We start from the raw sequence: 16,922 nt of genomic DNA on the forward strand, positions 1-16,922 counted from the left end.
CTGCCGAGTCGCCGCGCGGAGCGTGAGCCGCTGCAAACAGATCAATTTCCATGCAGCGGCGACACCTATTGGTGCGGGAATCTCCTACGGTTGCAGCAGAGGTAAGTGGAATGACGATGTGGCAGCTAGTGCCTGGGGGTATGCAGAACGATAGATGGAGTATCTGAAGGATTCAGTTTGTAAGCGATCAGGCTGACATACTGGCTTCCGCACCCTGAAAGAAATACGCGGAGTTCAATACTCGCTGGGCAGCAGCAAAGTGGTGACCGACCGGTCTGCCTCAGTGATGACCCAAAGACGGACTTTGCCGATATCATAGGCCGAAAATATGCGCAGTCCATGTTTGATCGCATCAAGATTCGATTGCGTATCCTCGGCGCAGATAGATCCAAAATCCCCGTACTGATGCCGAGCCAAATAGTCGGAAGCATTCACTCCAGCGTGATCAAGTAAATCCAAAGCACCAGGCGTAGCCACGGTAGCACCTAGAGCAAATTTAGGAAAATCATGTGTAACGTCCTGCCCGGCATTGCTGGTCAGCGAGCGTTCATTGTGAAAATTTTTCATATCGACCTTTGATGTTAAGAAATTGCGGACGTGCGTGTACCACAGCTTCAACAGAAGAGAGGTGCACGTTTTTTGCTAATTTGGAGGTAGGGAACAGCAAGTCAGAGTGTTTTCTGACCTGCCTGCGACCTCATTGAGGGCATCATTTGCCGTAACGATGCTGTTATTGGAAGGGAACTGCGGGGACTGGCAAATACGGTGAGATTACTTGCATTCAGAGGTGGCAGCAGCTATGGCGTCGTTCCGTACAAGCTCTTCCATGCCAGCGCTGGAGCGAAACTCTTCCCCAGCGGCTCTGGCGGCCGCCGCAGCTTGATCAACTTCGCTGGAATGCTGTTTGTCCCAAGCCACCATTTTTGCATCTACACAAGGAGCGACCTGAGTTGAAGTGTCTTGATCATTGACCTGTTGCTCACTTCCCGCAGGCGGCCTTACTGCAGCAGTGGAAGATTTAAGTTCCGGACGGTTAGGAGCTTCACTAACTGCCGCCCATTCAGCGGCATCCCGACTAAATGCTAACTGCACCAGCTCACCCTTTAACCGCCAGCCACTCTCTGATTTGACTAGCTCACCAGCACCAGAGATATCATACTTTTTCGTTGGTAAGCCTCGGAGCCGCACATCCACCAATTGTGAAATGACAAGATGGCAGCCGAGATAGGCCGTATCTCGTTCATGAGCCACATACGCACGCGATGTTTCCTCAGGCGTTGCCTTTAGAGTTAATTTGGCTGAAAAATCGACCTGATAGGAATCCTCGGTTGCAATTCCATCCACCTTGCGAACATCGCTTACTGACCATAATGGGCAGTTCGACAGCTCTGCCATTACATACGGCTCTATATCCGAAGCACCTGGCTTCGACTGGCCGCATGCTGAAAATATGCAGGCAGAACCAAGAGTAATCGCTACCCCGACGACTTTATACATGGCGGGTAAAAATAGAATTCTCCGGCGACTCAGCCGGCCCGTTGTCGCTTTCAGTTGCATGATACTCCTCATAGATAACGTTGAAAATGGCTGCCGCATTGGCCTTTTTCGCTACTCAAATCCGCCTGCACGGATTGACCGACGGGACGCAGATTCGATAGCAGCAATGCACTCATCGCGTTTTTGCTTGTTGGTGAAGGTCATTGCCCGCGAACCGAATGCACCGTGTATGTACAGGCTTTTGCCGGCCTCGCGGGTGATTTTTGTAATGGCGGACAACGGAACACTGTCTACGGTGCCCATATCCTTCAGGAAGCGAAAGCTGATGTAGTCAGCAATTCCATAACTGGCCGTGTCGCATGGAAGCAGCACCCTGTCCTGCAAGGGATCGACTAGGACACCAAAATAGGTTGCTGCGAGCCAACGAGCAACTTGTCGGCCTAAGTAAAGGAACAGGAAGGCAAGGCAAGGCGCCAAGACGACGCTGAGGTACCAAGGCCCTTGTGCAAGCGAAAGGATCAGGTATGCCGACACGGCCGTAAGGCCGCCCCCGAGACCTAGCGGATACCAAAGGCTTGCGGTATCGAAAATACGCTGCGATGAAGTGCTGGCCGCGAAATCCCTTTTTAGTCGGCTGTAATGTCTCCATGCGAAGACAAGAAATGGTATGAAAAGGACCATTCCCAATACGATATACAGGTCACTATCGTCTTTCTTTTTTGCTGCCAATTGAATCTCCCTAATGAGGAACACAAGAATAGCCAAACATTAAAATAACACTTTGAGTTTACTTATTGTCTCATGGAAATTATTTTAAGCAAACTCAAAGTGGGTGGAGTTAGCCATCGAAAAAACGGATGCTTCGCCTGTGACAAGCCTCCAAACCCAAAAATGTGCTGCGCAGCTGCTCTTCGCCGTCAACATGAGACGCATACGCCTCGCCAAATCGCTAACCCAAGAGAAGGTTGCGGAATATGCCGAGCTGCACAAGAATTACATTTCCTCCGTTGAACGCGGTGAGAGAAACATTTCAATCTGCAATATCGAGCGCATCGCACGCGCCCTAGGTGTGCCCATGGCAGAATTGCTGTCTCCCCCACCGCCGCAGGAGTAGCTAAAGCCGGACGCTTTATCCAGCTAGATAGACGAACGTCCGGTTACTTCTTCGTCGATGATGCGATCTTTCCCATCGGATGTACGCCGATGTACCAGGCTGGCTGCAGCACATCAAGGTCAGTACGGACCTGCAACTTCGCATCTGCTGCAGGATCAATTGCGTAGGTCACGATTTTTGCGTCGTGACTCGCCTTGGCCCGATGGATTACAACAAATCGCCCCATTTCCCAGTCGGTGTCATAGTCGACCAACGCCATGCAGAGATCCGGCAAGGTAGCCGTACCCGTGCATTCCTTCCACACAGTCGCCACCCAGCCATACTTTGCGAAGATGCTTGCAAGGAAATCCGCATCGATCCAGTGACTATAGGGGCCGATTGCAGGCATGCCGAGTTCCTCGGCCTTTTTGAAAACATCTTCGATCGTGGTAGAGGCAATGATCGCAATCGACGCGAACGCATATGCGTGACGATCCTTGGTTCCGACATGCTTAAATGCCGCTTGAAAGCCTGCGGTGTTGGAAGTAACTACGCCAGGAAGTGTAGGTAAGGTGCTCATGTTTATTCCTTGAAATGATAAAAGAAGCGCGCAGCAAAGCCTGCCGAACGAGCGGCAACCAAGATCGGGCTGTAATGGCATAAGGGGATTGCTGAAGCATCGATCTACCGTCCTTGTCTCGGAGGCGACCTGATCAGACTTGCGGCACTGCGCGATGAATCGAATTCGGCACCTTGAACGATGCGTAGCTTGAACTCGATATCAACATTTTACCACAAAGACAATATTTCAATTATGGCAAATAACTTTGCCATTTCCAGCGCTTCTCCAGCATTCAGGAGAGCTTTCCCTTGTATGTCGGCGCATGCTCACTAAGCAATACGTGCTCACAATGCCAGAGAACGCGATAAAACGGCCAGACAAGCGCGTAATGCACGCGACACGACACTTGACAGCGCCGACGATGCCAAACGCCGCACAACGCGGGATTTGCAAATCCTAGTTAGCGGCATATTCGAGGCGCTGTAGATAGGCTCCCCAGGTTGCCAACGCTTCGCTACGTTCCGGAAAATAAGTATGGACATCGTAAATGCCTTCAATCCCAGGCAGTTTATGATTTAGGCACATTTCTGTGATGTCGCGCGGAATACCTAATGCACGCATATGACTTTTTGCCGTGGAGCGCAAGTCATGAGGAGTAAATCGTCTGACAGAAGGCGAATATTCCGTGAGCCAGAACTCAATAGCGGCTCCGATGGTATTGGGATTGATAGGCGCATCGCCACCAAACTTCCTCTTTCGTTGCTCTGCCCTACTTGGCAAGATAAAGGAGGAATCGCCGCTCAAGGTCTTCAACTCCGTCAACCATTCCAGGACCGGGCCAGACAATGGGATCTGCATGCCGGGTCCAGTTTTCGTAGAAGGCACGCTCCACACTGCAGATTCAAAATCAAACTGTTCCCAGCGTGCATTACGGAGTTCGTCAGACCTTACGGCGGTTCCTAGCAGCAAACGAACAGCCAAGGCGTTCTCGCGGTTCATTTTCGCTCTAAGAACGATTCGTAACTCAGCCTCAGACAGCATCAACCTCAGACGCACAGGAGGACGCCGGCCAAGCAAGGCGGTAAGCTCAATGCCCACACAAGGGTTGGCCGCTACCAGCTTCCTACCAGCGGCATGCCTGAATAACATCCGCGCAGTCGAAAGAAGTGTCCGCGATTCACTCCAGGGGGCATCGACAAACTCGATCATCTCAACGATATCCATTGACGACACCTGAGAAACCGTCAATCCGCCTAGCCGATTTTCGATACGGACAAGACTACGTCCATAACCCTTTTGGCTACTCACCGAAAGGTCTGCCAATATCTTCTCGCGGTAGTCCTCGATCAGCCGACGGACCGTCCAATCTTTCAATGCCGAAGAAACCATGCGCCGCTTCTCTGCAGCCGGATCGCCCCCCTGGTCTATTTCCACCCGTTTTTCCCGAGCCATTTTTCTTGCAGCGGCCAGACCCAAGTCTGGATAGTTTCCAAGGGTCAGCTCCCGGACACGGCCTCCATACCGATATCGCAATATCCAGGATGCAGTCCCACTCTTAGATATAGTAAACGTCAGGCCATCCCCGTCGGACCTTGCCAACGGCACCGGAAGCACGGTAACCTCGTCCGTCGATGGATCGCGTACCGTGGGTGCGACGCCATTTTCTACAGCCCTCAGCCAGTGCTGTAATTGCATGGCATCAAGTCGGTCTCTGTTCTTGATTTTTGTTGTCATATTTCTGCCCATCGTATGTAGCTACACAATTAGCTACACATAATAGTGACAACACTAATGGACGTCAATAGACAATTACAGACATAAAATCAATAAAATCAAAGACTTATATTTAATCATGAGACGTCGATAGATGCCAATAGACACTAAAAAAACAGTACGACGTGATTTTGATGTAGCCATGCCCGGCACCGCCGCCTTCTGGCGCGACGCGCGCCTGCCCCACGTGGAAAGCCGGCGCGCCTGCCGCAGCCGGGCGTGCTACAAGCCGCACAGCCATCCCACGTTTTCCATCGGCGCAATCGATGCCGGCGGCAGCATCTTCACGGGCAGCAAGGACGGCCAGGTCGCGCTCGGCAATGGCAGCCTGGTGCTGGTGCCGGCCGGCTGCGTGCACGCCTGCAATCCCCTGCCCGACACCGTCTGGAGCTACCAGATGCTGCATCTCGATGCGCGGTGGCTGCAGGCACACGCGCCGGCGCTCGATGGCGACACGGCGACGGTGTTGCACTGCCCGCAACTGTACGCGCAGTTTTGCGCCATGAATGCGCTGCTGTTCTCAAAGGCCGGCGCGGCGGAGAAGGATGCGGCGCTGCTGGCGTTCCTGGGCGCTTGCGCCAGCGCCCGTGCCGACCCGCTGCCGTCGGAACGCAAGCCGCTGCCGCGGCAACTGGCGCCCGTGCTCGCGACGCTGCAGGCGCGGCCCTCGGCCAGCTTGCCGCAACTGGCGCAAGCGGCAGACCTGAGCCCGTATCAATTGATCCGTGCCTTCCGCGCCGCCACCGGCATGACGCCGCACGCCTACCAGCTGAATATGCACGTCAACCGCGCGCGCAGCCGCCTGCAGGCGGGCGGCGCCCTGGCCGACATCGCCTGTGAACTGGGCTTTGCCGACCAGAGCCATCTGCAGCGCGTCTTCAAGGCGCATGCGGGCATCACGCCGGGGCGCTATCGCGGCCAGGGCGGTTAAAGCGCCTGCAATTTTCTTCAATACGGGCTGTCGCCGGCCCCGGCATACTCGCGCATCGCCATTGCCGGAGCCGCGCTTCATGCAGGATTTTCTCTTCATCGCCGTCGCCCATTTCCTGGCCCTGCTGTCGCCGGGTCCCGACTTTTTCCTCATCGCCCGCAGCGCGCTGGCGCACGGCTGGCGCGGCGCGGTGGGCGCGTGTCTCGGCATTACCTTGGCCAATGGCGTGTTCATCGTGGCGGCGTTTGGCGGCGTGGCCGTGCTGCACCCGGGCAGCATGCTGTTCCTTGCCGTGCAGCTGGCCGGCTGTGCCTATCTGCTGTACCTGGGCTGGCTATTCCTGCGCCATGCGGGCAGCAGCCGCCTGGACACAGGCAGCACTCCCACGCGCGGCGGGACCGGCTGGCGCACGGGCCTGGGCATGGGATTTCTCTCCGCCATCTTCAATCCGAAGAATGCGCTGTTCTATGTGAGCCTCGCTTCCGTGGTCGCCGGCCGGCATACCAGCAGCGGCTGGGTGCTGTTCTACGCGGTGTGGATGGTGTGCGCCGTGCTGGCGTGGGATATGGCGGTGGCGCTGGCCATCGGCAACGCGGCGCTGCGGCAGCGCTTCGCGCATGCCCTGCCGACGCTGGAGCGGCTGTCCGGCGTCATGCTGATACTGCTGGCGGCGGCGCTGCTGGTCAATCTCGCCAGAAGCGCCGCGTGAGATCCATCATCAGGCTGGCAGCGGGTCCAGGTAAAACACGGCATACACTTTCAGCGGCGTGGTTTCGGTCGCCTTTTCCGAGCGCACGACGGAGCAGTCGTCGGCGGCCAGGCTGCGCCAGTTCTGGATGCCCGCCTTGGCGAACATGGCGTGCGCAGGGGCATTCGCGGCCAGGTCCAGCACCAGGCAGGCGTTGCGCGGGCCGGCGCCGTAGTTGACGGCGCGGATCTCGATGCCGAAGGTCGTCATCCACGGTTCCCACAAGCCTTTTTCCTTGCCGGCGGCCATGCGCTCGAGCATCTCGCCAAACGTCAAACCTTTCTTGACGGTATCGCGCAATGCTTGCAACGACGGCGCCAGGCGGGGATCGGGCTGCTTGTTGCCGGCGCGGATCTCGGCGATCGCCTTCAATTCCTTGATGATGGCCGCATCGCGTTCCGTGTAGTCGCGCATGCGCGCATAAAACTCGGCGTCGAGGAAGGGATTGACGGTCAGCTTGGCGACGCCCTCTTCGCGGCGTTTCGGGGAGGGCGTGTTGGTTTTGGTCATGGCGATGGAGGGCAAAATACGTTGAGGGCGCCAGTTTAACACCATGGGGCGCCGGCGGCGGCGTCAGCGCCGCTTTAATGTTGCGCCCGGCGGGTGCGGGCCGGCCGCTGCCGCGCGCGCACCAGGGCGCATGAAGTCACGCCGTGGCCCGAACAGGAAGACGGCGCCCGCATACAGTCGCGCCAGGGGGAAGCGCACCTCCCTGAGCAGCTGCTGGAAAATGGCGATCGACTGCGCGCGGGTGACGGGAATGTCGGCGCGCCACTGGCACAGCACGTCATGCACGAGGCTGGCATGATAAGTGGCCGGCAAGCCCAGGTGCTGCGCGCCATCGGGCGTGCCCACATAAAACAGGCCGAGCACGCTGATACAGGGCGAACAGCCATCCCAGGCGTAGCCGGCGCGGATGCGGATCGCCGATTCGCGTATCGTCACCCACTCGTTTTCAAACTCTATGCCGTCAAGCAAGGGCGAGCAATAGCCATAGTCGCTGCCCAGCGCATAGCGCCAGGCGTTGCCGGGCATGCCGCCATGCTTCGGCATCAGCGGCCTCCCTGCTGTGCATGCCGCCGTTGTCGCCTAGATGTCGTCCGCATGGCATTGTCTTGATCATTATCAATATCAAGATTTAAACATACTCCAGCAAAAGAAGGGCAACAAGTGGCAGGCTCAGGCGCGCGGCGACGCCGTCGATTCGCGCACCACCAGTTCCGGTTTCAGGCGCACGTCGAGCACCGGGGAATCGGGCGAGGCGATGGTTTGCAGGATCAGCCGCGCCGCTTCCGTGCCGATGCCATGGTGGCGGATGCGGATGGTGGTCAGGGGCGGACGGATCATGTCCATGTACGGCATGTCGTTGTGGCCCACCACGGAAATATCTTCGGGGCAGCTCAAGCCCAGTTCGCGGATGGCGTCGTAGCAGCCGAGGGCCACCAGGTCGCTGCCCGTCACCACGGCCGTCGTGCGCGGCGATTGGCGCAGCAGTTCCAGCAGGGCCGCCTTGCCGCACTCGCGCGAATAGCCGCTGCTTTCAAACACGAACGCTTGCGAGGGATCGAGTTCGCTGGCCTGGATGGCAGCCAGGAAACCGAGACGGCGCACGTGGCCCGTGGACAGATTTTCCGGGCCGGCAATGTGCGCGATATGGCGGTGCCCCAGCGCCAGCAAGTGTTCGACGGCCAGGCGCATGCCGACCACGTCGTCGCTGACGACGCAGGACGCGACACCCGTCTCGTCGCTGCGGTTGACGGTGACGACGGGCACATTCTGGTCGATGCACATCTTGATGACGGGATCGTCGCGCCGTGCGGTCGCCAAAATCAGGCCATCGACCTGCTGCCCCAGCAGGCGGTTGATGACGAACAGCTGCTCTTCCTCGTCGGCGCCCACGTTCGCGACGATGGCCAGGTAGCCATGCTTGCGCAAGCCTTCCTCGATGCCCAGCAGGATGGGCGGAAAAACCGCGTTGGTAATGTCGGGCAAGACCACGCCGATGATGCGCGACTTGCGCGTGACGAGGGTGGAGGCGGCGCGGTTGGGCCGGTAGCCGAGGCGGGCCGCTTCGGCCAGCACGCGCGCGGCCACCTCGGCGCTGACCATTTGCCGCGTGGCCGGGTTCATCACGCGCGACACGGTGGAAAAGTGCACGCCGCTGGCCCGCGCGACGTCGCTTAAGGTGGGGTTCTTGTTTGTCATGGGCTTCCCGGATCGCAATACGGTGATTTTATCGCAAAAAATGCCCGTGCCGTCAAAAACCGAGCAAACGCTTGCATTGAAATAATGCCGTTGCCCAAAGCGGTTTTGGCCGGCTTAAGTACAATCCAGCCTTGACAGCGTGCAAACGCTTGCATACCATGACTCGGATTGACCACTCGGGCCTGGTTGCCCTTCCCAGAATTCTTATGTCTACTTCCCACAGCAAGCACGCCGAACAGAACGGCGAAACCTTCAACCTGAAAGAAGCCGCCCTCGCCTATCACGCCGAACCCCGCGCAGGCAAGATTTCCGTGACGCCCACCAAACCGCTGGGCGACGCCCGCGCGCTGACCCTGGCGTACTCGCCGGGCGTGGCCTTCGCCTGCGAAGCGATCGTGGAAGATCCGCGCACGGCCGGCACCTATACCTCGCGCAGCAACCTGGTGGCCGTGATCACGAATGGCACGGCCGTGCTGGGCCTGGGCGATATCGGCCCGCTGGCCAGCAAACCGGTGATGGAAGGCAAGGCCTGCCTGTTCAAGCAATTCGCCGACGTCGACGTGTTCGACATCGAACTGGCCGAGAACGATCCCGACCTGTTCATCGACACCGTGGTGCGCATGGAGCCGACCTTCGGCGGCATCAATTTGGAAGACATCAAGGCGCCGGACTGCTTCTACATCGAACAGCAATTGCGCAAGCGCATGAACATTCCCGTCTTCCACGACGACCAGCACGGTACGGCCATCATCGTCGCCGCCGGCATCCTGAACGGCCTGGAACTGGTGGGCAAGGATATCGGCAACGTGAAAGTGGCCGTGTCCGGCGCCGGCGCGGCCTCGATCGCCTGCCTGGACTTGCTGGTCTCGCTGGGCCTGAACAAGTCGCTGCTGAAAGTGTGCGACAGCCAGGGCGTGATCTACCCGGGCCGCGATGCCAGCATGGAAGAGAACAAGGCGCGCTACGCGAACGATACGAGCGACCGCGACCTGGCCGACGCCATGGTCGGCGCCGACATCTTCATCGGCGTCTCGAAGGGCGGCGTGGTGAGTGCGCAGATGGTCGAATCGATGGCCGCCAAGCCGCTGATCTTCGCCCTGGCCAATCCGCATCCGGAAATCGCCCCGGAAAAAGTCCATGCCGTGCGCGACGACGCCATCGTGGCCACGGGCCGCTCGGACTACCCGAACCAGATCAACAACGTGCTGTGCTTCCCGTACATCTTCCGCGGCGCGCTCGACGTGGGCGCCACCACCATCAACGAGGAAATGAAGCTGGCCTGCGTGCGCGCCATCGCCGCGCTGGCCAAGGAGCCGTTGCCAGGCCACGAGAGCAGCGCGCTGACGCCGTTGCAACTGATCCCGTCGCCGTTCGACGAGCGTCTGCGCAGCTGGGTCGCGCCTGCCGTGTCCCAAGCGGCCATCGCCACCGGCGTAGCGACGCGCGTGCCAGCGGGCGCCTGATCCACAAGGCAGGGACTTTCTGCCTTGTCAAAATAACAGCAAGTTACCATTGCTTACAAAAAAACCATGAGTCAAAACCATGGTTTTTTTTCATTTCTGCCCTTGATGTCGCCTATACAGCTATAGAAACTCCAATTTCTCAGGGGGCGTTTTTGCCACCGCCTTCGATTACAATGGCGCCTACTTTATGTTGCTACAGTTGTCAGAATAGCGACGAATTACATTACCAAGGATTTTCATGCTCGGCCTGACTTCTGTTTCTGTTTTTCTTTTTTCGGCATTGGCGCTGGCCGTTACCAGCGGCTATTCATTCGGCGCCGTGACCCTTCTGCTTGCCAGCACCTGCCTGCTATGGAAACGTCCCCGCCTGAACCTGCAACGCCGGGATTATCTGCTGCTGGGCACCCTTTTACTGTATTTCTGTGTTTTCACTGCCAACATGCTGTACCACGCTGATCCGGCCCGTGAACTCGACATCCCCCTGCGCGCGCTGCTGGCAGCGCCCGTCATGCTGCTGCTGCTTGCCTATCCGCCCCGTGCGGCCGCATGGTGGGGCGGCTTGGCTGTCGGCGCCATTGGCGGTGCCGCTCTGGCGTCCTGGCAACTGCTCATGCTTGACATGCCCCGTCCTCAGGCTGCCACCAGCAATGCCATCCATTATGGCAATGTGAGCATACTGCTGGGGATGTTATGCCTCTGCGGTCTGGGTTGGGCGCGGACCAGCAGCTATCGCCTGGTATGGATCAGCTTGTTACTGGCCGGTGGCGTGGCGGGCATCCTCGGTTCCATCATCAGTGGCAGCCGTGGCGGCTGGTTGGCCTTGCCCGTCTGCGGCTGCGTGTTTTCCTTCTATTACTCGAAAGGCCGCAGCATCTACTACCTGGGCGCTCTGATGACCGCACTTGTCGCCGTGTCCATATCCGCCTACATGCTGCCCGACTCCCCCGTGCCGCAACGCGTCAAGGCCGCGTTAGAAGACATCAAAGAATTCAAAGACAACGATAATGCGACGACATCCATCGGCCAACGCATGGAAATGTGGCGTACCGCATGGGTTCTTTCCGATGAGCATATCTGGCTTGGCATGGGCCGCAGCGGCTACCTTGCCGCCAAGCAAACGCTTGCGGAGGGGGGCAAAATGGACGCCAGCGTCAAAGACTACACCAACGCCCATAATGATTACCTCGATGCACTCGTCAAACGCGGCATTATCGGTGTCTTGGCCTTGCTGGCGCTCTTCCTCGTGCCGTTGGCTCTGTTTGCGCGAGCACTGCGTCACGGCCCTGGCAACGCCAGGCCGTTCGCCCTGGCCGGCGTGGTACTGTGCACCTGCTACATGATTTTTGGCCTGACGACGAACTCGCTCACCCTGAATATCGGCATCATCATGCTGGTCTTCCCGATGGTGATACTGTGGGCCATGCTGCGCCAGCAAGAACGCATTGCCTGAGTTCGTTTTCCGCCTGACCGTTTTTGCTGTCCCTGCAAGGAACCATACCGATGCTCACGCCCGACCTGAAGCGCCTCACCGCACTGCACGCGCCCTATAAGAAACATCTGGCTCTGGCCCTGCTGGCGATGGTGGTCACGGCGGCCACGGAACCGCTGCTGCCATATGCGCTCAAACTGCTGCTCGACAATGGCTTTGGCGGCAAGGTGAATTTTTCCTTCTGGCTGGTGCCGCTGATCGTCATCGGCATCTTTGCCATGCGCGGCACCTCGACGTTTGCCAGCAGCTACCTGATGAGCTATGTCTCCACGCGCATCCTCAACGAGTTGCGGCGCAGGATGTTTGCCAGCATGCTCAACCTGCCCATCGACTTTTACAACACGCATACGGTGGGCAAGGTCATCAACTCCATCATGTTCGAAGTGCAGCAGATCATCGAGATGGTGACCAAGGTGTTTACCTCGATCGTGCGCTCCTCGCTGACCGTGCTGGGCCTGCTGGCCTGGCTGCTTTACCTGAACTGGGCACTGACCCTGGTGACCCTGGTGTTGCTGCCCGTGCTGACCATCGTCGTGCGCACCACGGGCAAGCGCCTGAAAAAACTCAACCGCGACTCGCTGGCCGTCAATGCCGAGCTGACCCAGGTCATCGAGGAAACCACGCGCGCGCAGCAAGTGATCAAGATCTTCGGCGGCCAGGATTACGAAAAGTCGCGCTTCGAAGAGCGTGCCGAACAATTGCGCCGCTACAGCATGCGCATGACCACCACCTTTTCCGCCACCGTGCCCATCACGCAGGTGATCACGGCCGCCGCCGTGGCCCTGGTCATCGTGATGGCCCTGTTCCAGTCGGAACAGGGGCAGATCACGGTCGGCGGCTTTGTCTCCTTCATCACGGCCATGCTGATGCTGCTGACACCCTTGAAGCAACTGGCAGAAGTCAACGGCCCCCTGCAGCGCGGCATGGCCGCTGCGGAAGAAGTCTTTTTGCTGATCGACAAGACACCGGAACGCACGGGCGGCAAGCCGCTCATTGGCCGCAGCAGCGGCCGCATCGAGTTCAAAGACGTGAGCTTTGCCTACCCCGGACATCCGGAGCCGGCTCTGCGCCACATCGATCTGAGCATTGCGCCGGGACAAACGATCGCCTTTGTCGGCATGTCCGGCGGCGGCAAGTCGACCCTCGTCAGCCTGCTGCCGGGCTTTTACTCGGCCAGCAGTGGTGAGATTTTGCTCGATGGACAGAATATCGATACCATCTCCCTGACCAGCCTGCGCAGCCAGATCGCCATGGTCAGCCAGCAGGTGGTGCTGTTCGACGATACCCTGGCCGCCAATATCGCGTATGGCGATGCGGCGCCTGACCGGCAACGCGTCGAAGCGGCGGCCGCCGCCGCCTTCCTGTCGGACGTCATCGACGGCTTGCCCGATGGCCTGGAAACGCGCCTGGGCGACAACGGCTCGCGCCTGTCCGGCGGCCAGCGCCAGCGCGTGGCCATCGCCCGCGCGATCTACAAGGATGCACCCATCCTGATTCTCGATGAAGCCACCTCGGCACTGGATACGGAGGCGGAACGGGCCGTGCAAGCGGCACTGGAACACCTGATGCAAGGTAAAACCACCCTCGTTATTGCTCATAGACTATCAACAATTGAACGTGCGGACCGTATCGTGGTATTGTCACACGGGAAAATAATGGAAACCGGCAATCACCAGCAATTATTGGATGCCAACGGTGCGTATGCCAATCTGCATCGCCTGCAGTTTTCCCAGCAAGTGGTTTGACACCATCGAACGAATACCTGAAATCGTACTGATACATGACGCCTTTGATTCCCGCCGAACTTCTACAAAAGTCGGACAAAATTCTGTTCATCGCCCATCTGGCGCTGGGAGACTTTACCTACCTGCAAAACGGTTTCCGCGCCTTTGCCGCGGCCTATCCCCATATCCAGATCCACCTGTGGGTCGACGAAGTCCGCCGCACGTCCGACGCCAGGCAATGGGAAGGCTTGCGCACCTATTCGCTGTACGACTGGGTGGAGCAATCGGGCCTGTTCGCCAAGGTGTACCGCAAGACCTACAGCCCGGCGCTGTACGAAGAGTCACTGCGCGAGGCCAAAGCGGAACACTATCCCATCGTCGTGTCGCTGGCCCACGTAAGGCCACAGCAATACGCGGACCTTGCCCGCGCGATCAGCCCGAACGGGCTGGTGATCGGCACGCGCAAGCCGTTCAGCCCGCTGCGCCCCTGGCATTACCTCGCCTACCGCAAGATCGATGCCGTGCTGGCCTCGTATGCAGGACAGGATGCGGGCGAGCACCATATCAGCAGCGTGTATGCGGACTGGTTCCATCAATTGACGGGACTCGACATTCCCGTGGCCGAACGCTATCCCTTCGTACACATTCCCGAGCACGCGCTGCAGCAGGCGCAGCAGCAGCTGGCCGCATGGGGCTTTGCCCCGCGCCAGGGGCCGCTCGTACTCCTGAACCCGTTTGCCAAGTCACACAAGCGCGGCTGGCCGCTGGAACGCATCGTCGAACTGATCGCGCGCATGCAGGCGATGCCGAAATGGCAGCATGCCTGTTTCCTGATCAATGCCATGCCGCAGGAACTGGCCAAGGTGAATGCCGTCGTGCAAGCGCATGGCTTGCCACGCACGCAAGCCTTCAGCGCCGTCGACAACTTTTTCCAGCTGCCGGCCATGCTGGCGCAATGCGACCTGATTATTTCGGTGGAAACGTCGATCATGCATCTGGCGAACGCCGTGCATGTGCCTGTAGTGGCGTTGATGCGCAAGAAAAATCCGGAATGGGCACCGTTCGACAGCGCCAACAGTACCGTCATCACGGTGGCGCGGCGCAGCGACTGGGTCAAGGCGATCTCGGTCGAGCAGGTATTGCAGACCATCGCCTAGAGAACGCAGCAGCGGCTAACCGCTGCCCAGCATGCTGATACGCACCAGGTCGGCCACATTATCGACCCCCAGCTTGTCCATCAGGCGCGCCTTGTGTACTTCCACCGTGCGCACGGAAATGCCCAGCGCCGGCGCGATATCGCGGTTGTGCTGGCCCGTCACCACCAGCTGCATCACTTCCCGTTCGCGCGGCGTCAGGGCGCGCAACAAGGCCAACCCCTCCACCTGGCGCAGCAACTGGCCGCGCGCATGCGCCTCGCGCGAAAACGCTTCATCGATGGCTGCCAGCAACTTGTCGTGGTCGAACGGTTTTTCCAGGAAATCGCTGGCCTGCGCCTTGAAGGCCTGGCGCGCCAGGGCGACGTCGCCATGTCCCGTGATAATGATGATGGGCAGCAAGCATTTAAGCTCCAGCAAGCGTCGCTGCAGGCTCAGGCCATCCATGCCCGACATGCGGATATCGATCAGCAGGCAGCCGGCCCACTCGGGCCGCCAGCTGTCCAGGAAATCCTCGCCGCAGGAAAACAGGGCCGTGCGGTAGCCGCGTATGCCCAACAGCAAACCCAGCGCATCGCGCACGGCGGGATCGTCATCCACGATAAACACCGTCATATTACTTGTCACCATACTCTCCTGTAGCGGCCGCACTGGCGCGCGCCAGGGGCAGGACAAAACGAAAAATGCCATGCTTGCCCACTTCCGCCCATAGCTGGCCGCCATGCGCTTCGACGATGCTGCGGCTGAGCACCAGCCCCAGCCCCAGGCCACTGGCCTTGGTCGAGACGAACGGTTCGAACAGGCGCGCCGCCAGGCTGTTGGAAATGCCGGGACCGCTATCTTCGACGGACAGGCGCAGCCGCCCGCCTTCGAGCCGCTCGGCCGAGACCGTGATGCGGCGCCGGCCGCGCGGCTGGCCCAGCACCGCATCCTGCGCATTGGCCAATAAATTCCGCAACACCAGCTCGATTTGCAGGCGATCGGCATTGACGGCCAGCGGCGACGGCGGCGCCAGCACCAGCTCGATGCCATGCTCATGGAACAGCGGCGTGAACTGGCGCGCCATGCCCTCGATCAGGGCACCCGCCTCCACCGCTTCGAGTTGCATCGCGCCCGTGCGGAAAAAGTCGCGCAGGCGGCGCACCACGTCCGCGGCGCGTCCCGATTCGACGATCATATGCCCCACGGCGCCCTGCAGCAGGGCGCCGGTCTCCCCGCGTTCCAGCAAGTATTCGCACGCCTTGCCATAGGTCGACAAGGCCGTCAGCGGCTGGTTCAGCTCATGTGCGAGGGCGGCCGCCATCTCGCCGGCGGCCGCCAGGCGCAGCGTGTGTTTCAGTTCGTCGGCCACCTGGCGCATTTCGTCGACGACGATGCCGATAAAAAATCCCACCAGCGCCAGCACGGCATCGAGCAATTGCAATTCATAAAACTGGATATCGACCGCATGCGTCCACTTCACCAGGGTGATGATGCACAGTTGCAATACAAACACAGCCAGCACGGCGCCATGCAGCCCCTGGCGCGAGGCGGCCCAGATCACGGGGAGAAACAGGAAATAGAAATGCTTGTATTCGGAACGCACGATGGAACCGAACAGGCTCCACAACACGAAGCTGGCCAGGGCCAGATACGCCAGGGTTTCCCAGCGCCAGACGGCGGCATGCAGGCGTTCGCGCCCGCGCTCGCTGAACAGCACCCAGATCAGCGGCATCGACACCAGCATGCCGACCGTGTCGCCGATGCTGAAACGCCAGACCGCCGTTGCCCATTCGCCAGCCGGGATACGTCCCGTCAGCGACAGCAAGGAAATATAGCCGAGCGCGTTGAGCACGGTGCCAAGCAGCACGATGGCAACCCAGGCGCTCAGGCGGCGCCGGTTGTCGAAGATATCGCTGCTGCTGAACCTGCGGCGCAAGACTGCACCGATACCGCCATAGCCGAGCACCAGCCATGCCGAACAGAGCAAGGTCAGGGGCAGGCCTGCCGGCATGCCGCGCACCAGCACCTCGCCAGCCACCAGGGCGATAAACCACGGCAGCGCCGCCTTGCGGCCGTGGAACAGCCAAAATACGAGGCCCAGCGCGGGATCGGGATTCCAGGGGGTGATGTTCAGCCCGTACATCGGGTCGATATAGGTCGCCCAGTCAAACAGCAGATACAGGCCGACAAAGGCGGGATACGGCAGGTAGCGGGACAGGGATGGGCGCATAACGGTGTTTTTTAAACTGTCCCGCATTATGCATCGCAAGCGTGCGCCACGCCATGCCATCTTGCGTTAGA

Annotated in this window: 16 protein-coding genes and 1 pseudogene; 7 read left to right on the plus strand and 10 right to left on the minus strand. The window is 59.4% G+C overall.

What is annotated here, in order from left to right:
- Nucleotides 1–234: 234 nt before the first annotated feature.
- From GCN78_RS03655 to GCN78_RS03665, 3 genes are all read right to left on the minus strand, one after another.
- On the minus strand, nucleotides 235–567 hold the full coding sequence (locus tag GCN78_RS03655) for a hypothetical protein (RefSeq protein ID WP_226939443.1): 333 nt from the start codon (nucleotides 565–567) through the stop codon (nucleotides 235–237).
- 204 nt (nucleotides 568–771) lie between these two features.
- Nucleotides 772–1,557, minus strand: coding sequence for a hypothetical protein (locus tag GCN78_RS03660; protein WP_152250462.1), 786 nt, complete (start codon nucleotides 1,555–1,557; stop codon nucleotides 772–774).
- 51 nt (nucleotides 1,558–1,608) lie between these two features.
- Complete coding sequence (locus GCN78_RS03665) at nucleotides 1,609–2,226, minus strand: hypothetical protein (RefSeq protein ID WP_152250463.1); 618 nt, start codon at nucleotides 2,224–2,226, stop codon at nucleotides 1,609–1,611.
- Nucleotides 2,227–2,419: 193 nt separating this feature from the next.
- On the opposite strand from GCN78_RS03665, the gene GCN78_RS03670 reads away from it, so the two are divergent.
- Entirely contained in the window at nucleotides 2,420–2,611 is a 192-nt protein-coding gene (locus tag GCN78_RS03670; RefSeq protein WP_152250589.1) for a helix-turn-helix domain-containing protein, read from the plus strand.
- Between the two features lie 43 nt (nucleotides 2,612–2,654).
- Here GCN78_RS03670 and GCN78_RS03675 read toward each other — a convergent pair whose 3' ends face one another.
- Nucleotides 2,655–3,170: a hypothetical protein gene (locus GCN78_RS03675; protein ID WP_152250464.1), complete on the minus strand. Its 516-nt coding sequence runs from the start codon at nucleotides 3,168–3,170 to the stop codon at nucleotides 2,655–2,657.
- Between the two features lie 438 nt (nucleotides 3,171–3,608).
- Nucleotides 3,609–4,886 (minus strand): tyrosine-type recombinase/integrase, encoded by a 1,278-nt coding sequence (locus GCN78_RS03680; protein ID WP_226939444.1) that lies wholly within the window; start codon nucleotides 4,884–4,886, stop codon nucleotides 3,609–3,611.
- A gap of 181 nt (nucleotides 4,887–5,067) precedes the next feature.
- Between GCN78_RS03680 and GCN78_RS03685 the strand changes: the two genes are divergently transcribed.
- Nucleotides 5,068–5,856, plus strand: a complete 789-nt coding sequence (locus GCN78_RS03685) for an AraC family transcriptional regulator (protein ID WP_152250465.1) — start codon at nucleotides 5,068–5,070, stop codon at nucleotides 5,854–5,856.
- 79 nt (nucleotides 5,857–5,935) lie between these two features.
- Nucleotides 5,936–6,565, plus strand: a complete 630-nt coding sequence (locus GCN78_RS03690; RefSeq protein ID WP_152250466.1) for a LysE family translocator — start codon at nucleotides 5,936–5,938, stop codon at nucleotides 6,563–6,565.
- A 9-nt stretch (nucleotides 6,566–6,574) separates the two neighbouring features.
- Here GCN78_RS03690 and GCN78_RS03695 read toward each other — a convergent pair whose 3' ends face one another.
- The 3 genes from GCN78_RS03695 to GCN78_RS03705 all read right to left on the minus strand — a co-directional run bounded on the left by GCN78_RS03695 (nucleotide 6,575) and on the right by GCN78_RS03705 (nucleotide 8,809).
- Nucleotides 6,575–7,114, minus strand: coding sequence for a hypothetical protein (locus tag GCN78_RS03695; protein ID WP_226939445.1), 540 nt, complete (start codon nucleotides 7,112–7,114; stop codon nucleotides 6,575–6,577).
- A 63-nt stretch (nucleotides 7,115–7,177) separates the two neighbouring features.
- Nucleotides 7,178–7,657 carry a hypothetical protein gene (locus GCN78_RS03700; RefSeq protein ID WP_193316593.1) on the minus strand — a complete coding sequence of 160 codons (480 nt, stop codon included), beginning with the start codon at nucleotides 7,655–7,657 and terminating at the stop codon, nucleotides 7,178–7,180.
- A gap of 126 nt (nucleotides 7,658–7,783) precedes the next feature.
- The gene (locus GCN78_RS03705; RefSeq protein WP_152250467.1) at nucleotides 7,784–8,809 is read right to left on the minus strand and encodes a LacI family DNA-binding transcriptional regulator; all 1,026 of its coding nucleotides are present in this window, start codon (nucleotides 8,807–8,809) and stop codon (nucleotides 7,784–7,786) included.
- A gap of 206 nt (nucleotides 8,810–9,015) precedes the next feature.
- On the opposite strand from GCN78_RS03705, the pseudogene GCN78_RS03710 reads away from it, so the two are divergent.
- The 4 genes and pseudogenes from GCN78_RS03710 to GCN78_RS03725 all read left to right on the plus strand — a co-directional run.
- Nucleotides 9,016–10,254: pseudogene (locus GCN78_RS03710) on the plus strand (malic enzyme-like NAD(P)-binding protein); the annotation flags it as partial.
- 256 nt (nucleotides 10,255–10,510) lie between these two features.
- Nucleotides 10,511–11,722, plus strand: coding sequence for an O-antigen ligase family protein (locus GCN78_RS03715; RefSeq protein ID WP_152250469.1), 1,212 nt, complete (start codon nucleotides 10,511–10,513; stop codon nucleotides 11,720–11,722).
- 50 nt (nucleotides 11,723–11,772) lie between these two features.
- Entirely contained in the window at nucleotides 11,773–13,506 is a 1,734-nt protein-coding gene (msbA, locus tag GCN78_RS03720) for a lipid A export permease/ATP-binding protein MsbA (protein ID WP_152250470.1), read from the plus strand.
- A gap of 35 nt (nucleotides 13,507–13,541) precedes the next feature.
- A complete protein-coding gene (locus GCN78_RS03725) occupies nucleotides 13,542–14,642 on the plus strand; it encodes a glycosyltransferase family 9 protein (protein ID WP_152250471.1) in 1,101 nt (366 codons plus the stop codon).
- A gap of 15 nt (nucleotides 14,643–14,657) precedes the next feature.
- Here GCN78_RS03725 and GCN78_RS03730 read toward each other — a convergent pair whose 3' ends face one another.
- Together GCN78_RS03730 and GCN78_RS03735 are read right to left on the minus strand one after the other, a co-directional pair.
- The gene (locus tag GCN78_RS03730) at nucleotides 14,658–15,269 is read right to left on the minus strand and encodes a response regulator transcription factor (protein WP_152250472.1); all 612 of its coding nucleotides are present in this window, start codon (nucleotides 15,267–15,269) and stop codon (nucleotides 14,658–14,660) included.
- Nucleotides 15,256–16,851: an ATP-binding protein gene (locus tag GCN78_RS03735; protein WP_152250473.1), complete on the minus strand. Its 1,596-nt coding sequence runs from the start codon at nucleotides 16,849–16,851 to the stop codon at nucleotides 15,256–15,258. The genes GCN78_RS03730 and GCN78_RS03735 overlap by 14 nt, the downstream gene beginning before the upstream one ends.
- Between the last annotated feature and the right edge of the window lie 71 nt (nucleotides 16,852–16,922).

The sequence above is a fragment of the Janthinobacterium rivuli genome (assembly GCF_009208735.1).
GTDB lineage: Bacteria > Pseudomonadota > Gammaproteobacteria > Burkholderiales > Burkholderiaceae_D > Janthinobacterium.

Excerpts from the sequence above, each read along its gene's own strand:
- GCN78_RS03655 (WP_226939443.1), bottom strand. The coding sequence starts at position 567 with ATGAAAAATTTTCACAATGAACGCTCGCTGACCAGCAATGCCGGGCAG.
- GCN78_RS03660 (WP_152250462.1), bottom strand. The coding sequence starts at position 1,557 with ATGCAACTGAAAGCGACAACGGGCCGGCTGAGTCGCCGGAGAATTCTA.
- GCN78_RS03670 (WP_152250589.1), top strand. The coding sequence starts at position 2,420 with ATGAGACGCATACGCCTCGCCAAATCGCTAACCCAAGAGAAGGTTGCG.
- GCN78_RS03675 (WP_152250464.1), bottom strand. The coding sequence starts at position 3,170 with ATGAGCACCTTACCTACACTTCCTGGCGTAGTTACTTCCAACACCGCA.
- GCN78_RS03680 (WP_226939444.1), bottom strand. The coding sequence starts at position 4,886 with ATGACAACAAAAATCAAGAACAGAGACCGACTTGATGCCATGCAATTA.
- GCN78_RS03685 (WP_152250465.1), top strand. The coding sequence starts at position 5,068 with ATGCCCGGCACCGCCGCCTTCTGGCGCGACGCGCGCCTGCCCCACGTG.
- GCN78_RS03690 (WP_152250466.1), top strand. The coding sequence starts at position 5,936 with ATGCAGGATTTTCTCTTCATCGCCGTCGCCCATTTCCTGGCCCTGCTG.
- GCN78_RS03695 (WP_226939445.1), bottom strand. The coding sequence starts at position 7,114 with ATGACCAAAACCAACACGCCCTCCCCGAAACGCCGCGAAGAGGGCGTC.
- GCN78_RS03700 (WP_193316593.1), bottom strand. The coding sequence starts at position 7,657 with ATGCCGAAGCATGGCGGCATGCCCGGCAACGCCTGGCGCTATGCGCTG.
- GCN78_RS03705 (WP_152250467.1), bottom strand. The coding sequence starts at position 8,809 with ATGACAAACAAGAACCCCACCTTAAGCGACGTCGCGCGGGCCAGCGGC.
- GCN78_RS03715 (WP_152250469.1), top strand. The coding sequence starts at position 10,511 with ATGCTCGGCCTGACTTCTGTTTCTGTTTTTCTTTTTTCGGCATTGGCG.
- msbA (WP_152250470.1), top strand. The coding sequence starts at position 11,773 with ATGCTCACGCCCGACCTGAAGCGCCTCACCGCACTGCACGCGCCCTAT.
- GCN78_RS03725 (WP_152250471.1), top strand. The coding sequence starts at position 13,542 with ATGACGCCTTTGATTCCCGCCGAACTTCTACAAAAGTCGGACAAAATT.
- GCN78_RS03730 (WP_152250472.1), bottom strand. The coding sequence starts at position 15,269 with ATGGTGACAAGTAATATGACGGTGTTTATCGTGGATGACGATCCCGCC.
- GCN78_RS03735 (WP_152250473.1), bottom strand. The coding sequence starts at position 16,851 with ATGCGCCCATCCCTGTCCCGCTACCTGCCGTATCCCGCCTTTGTCGGC.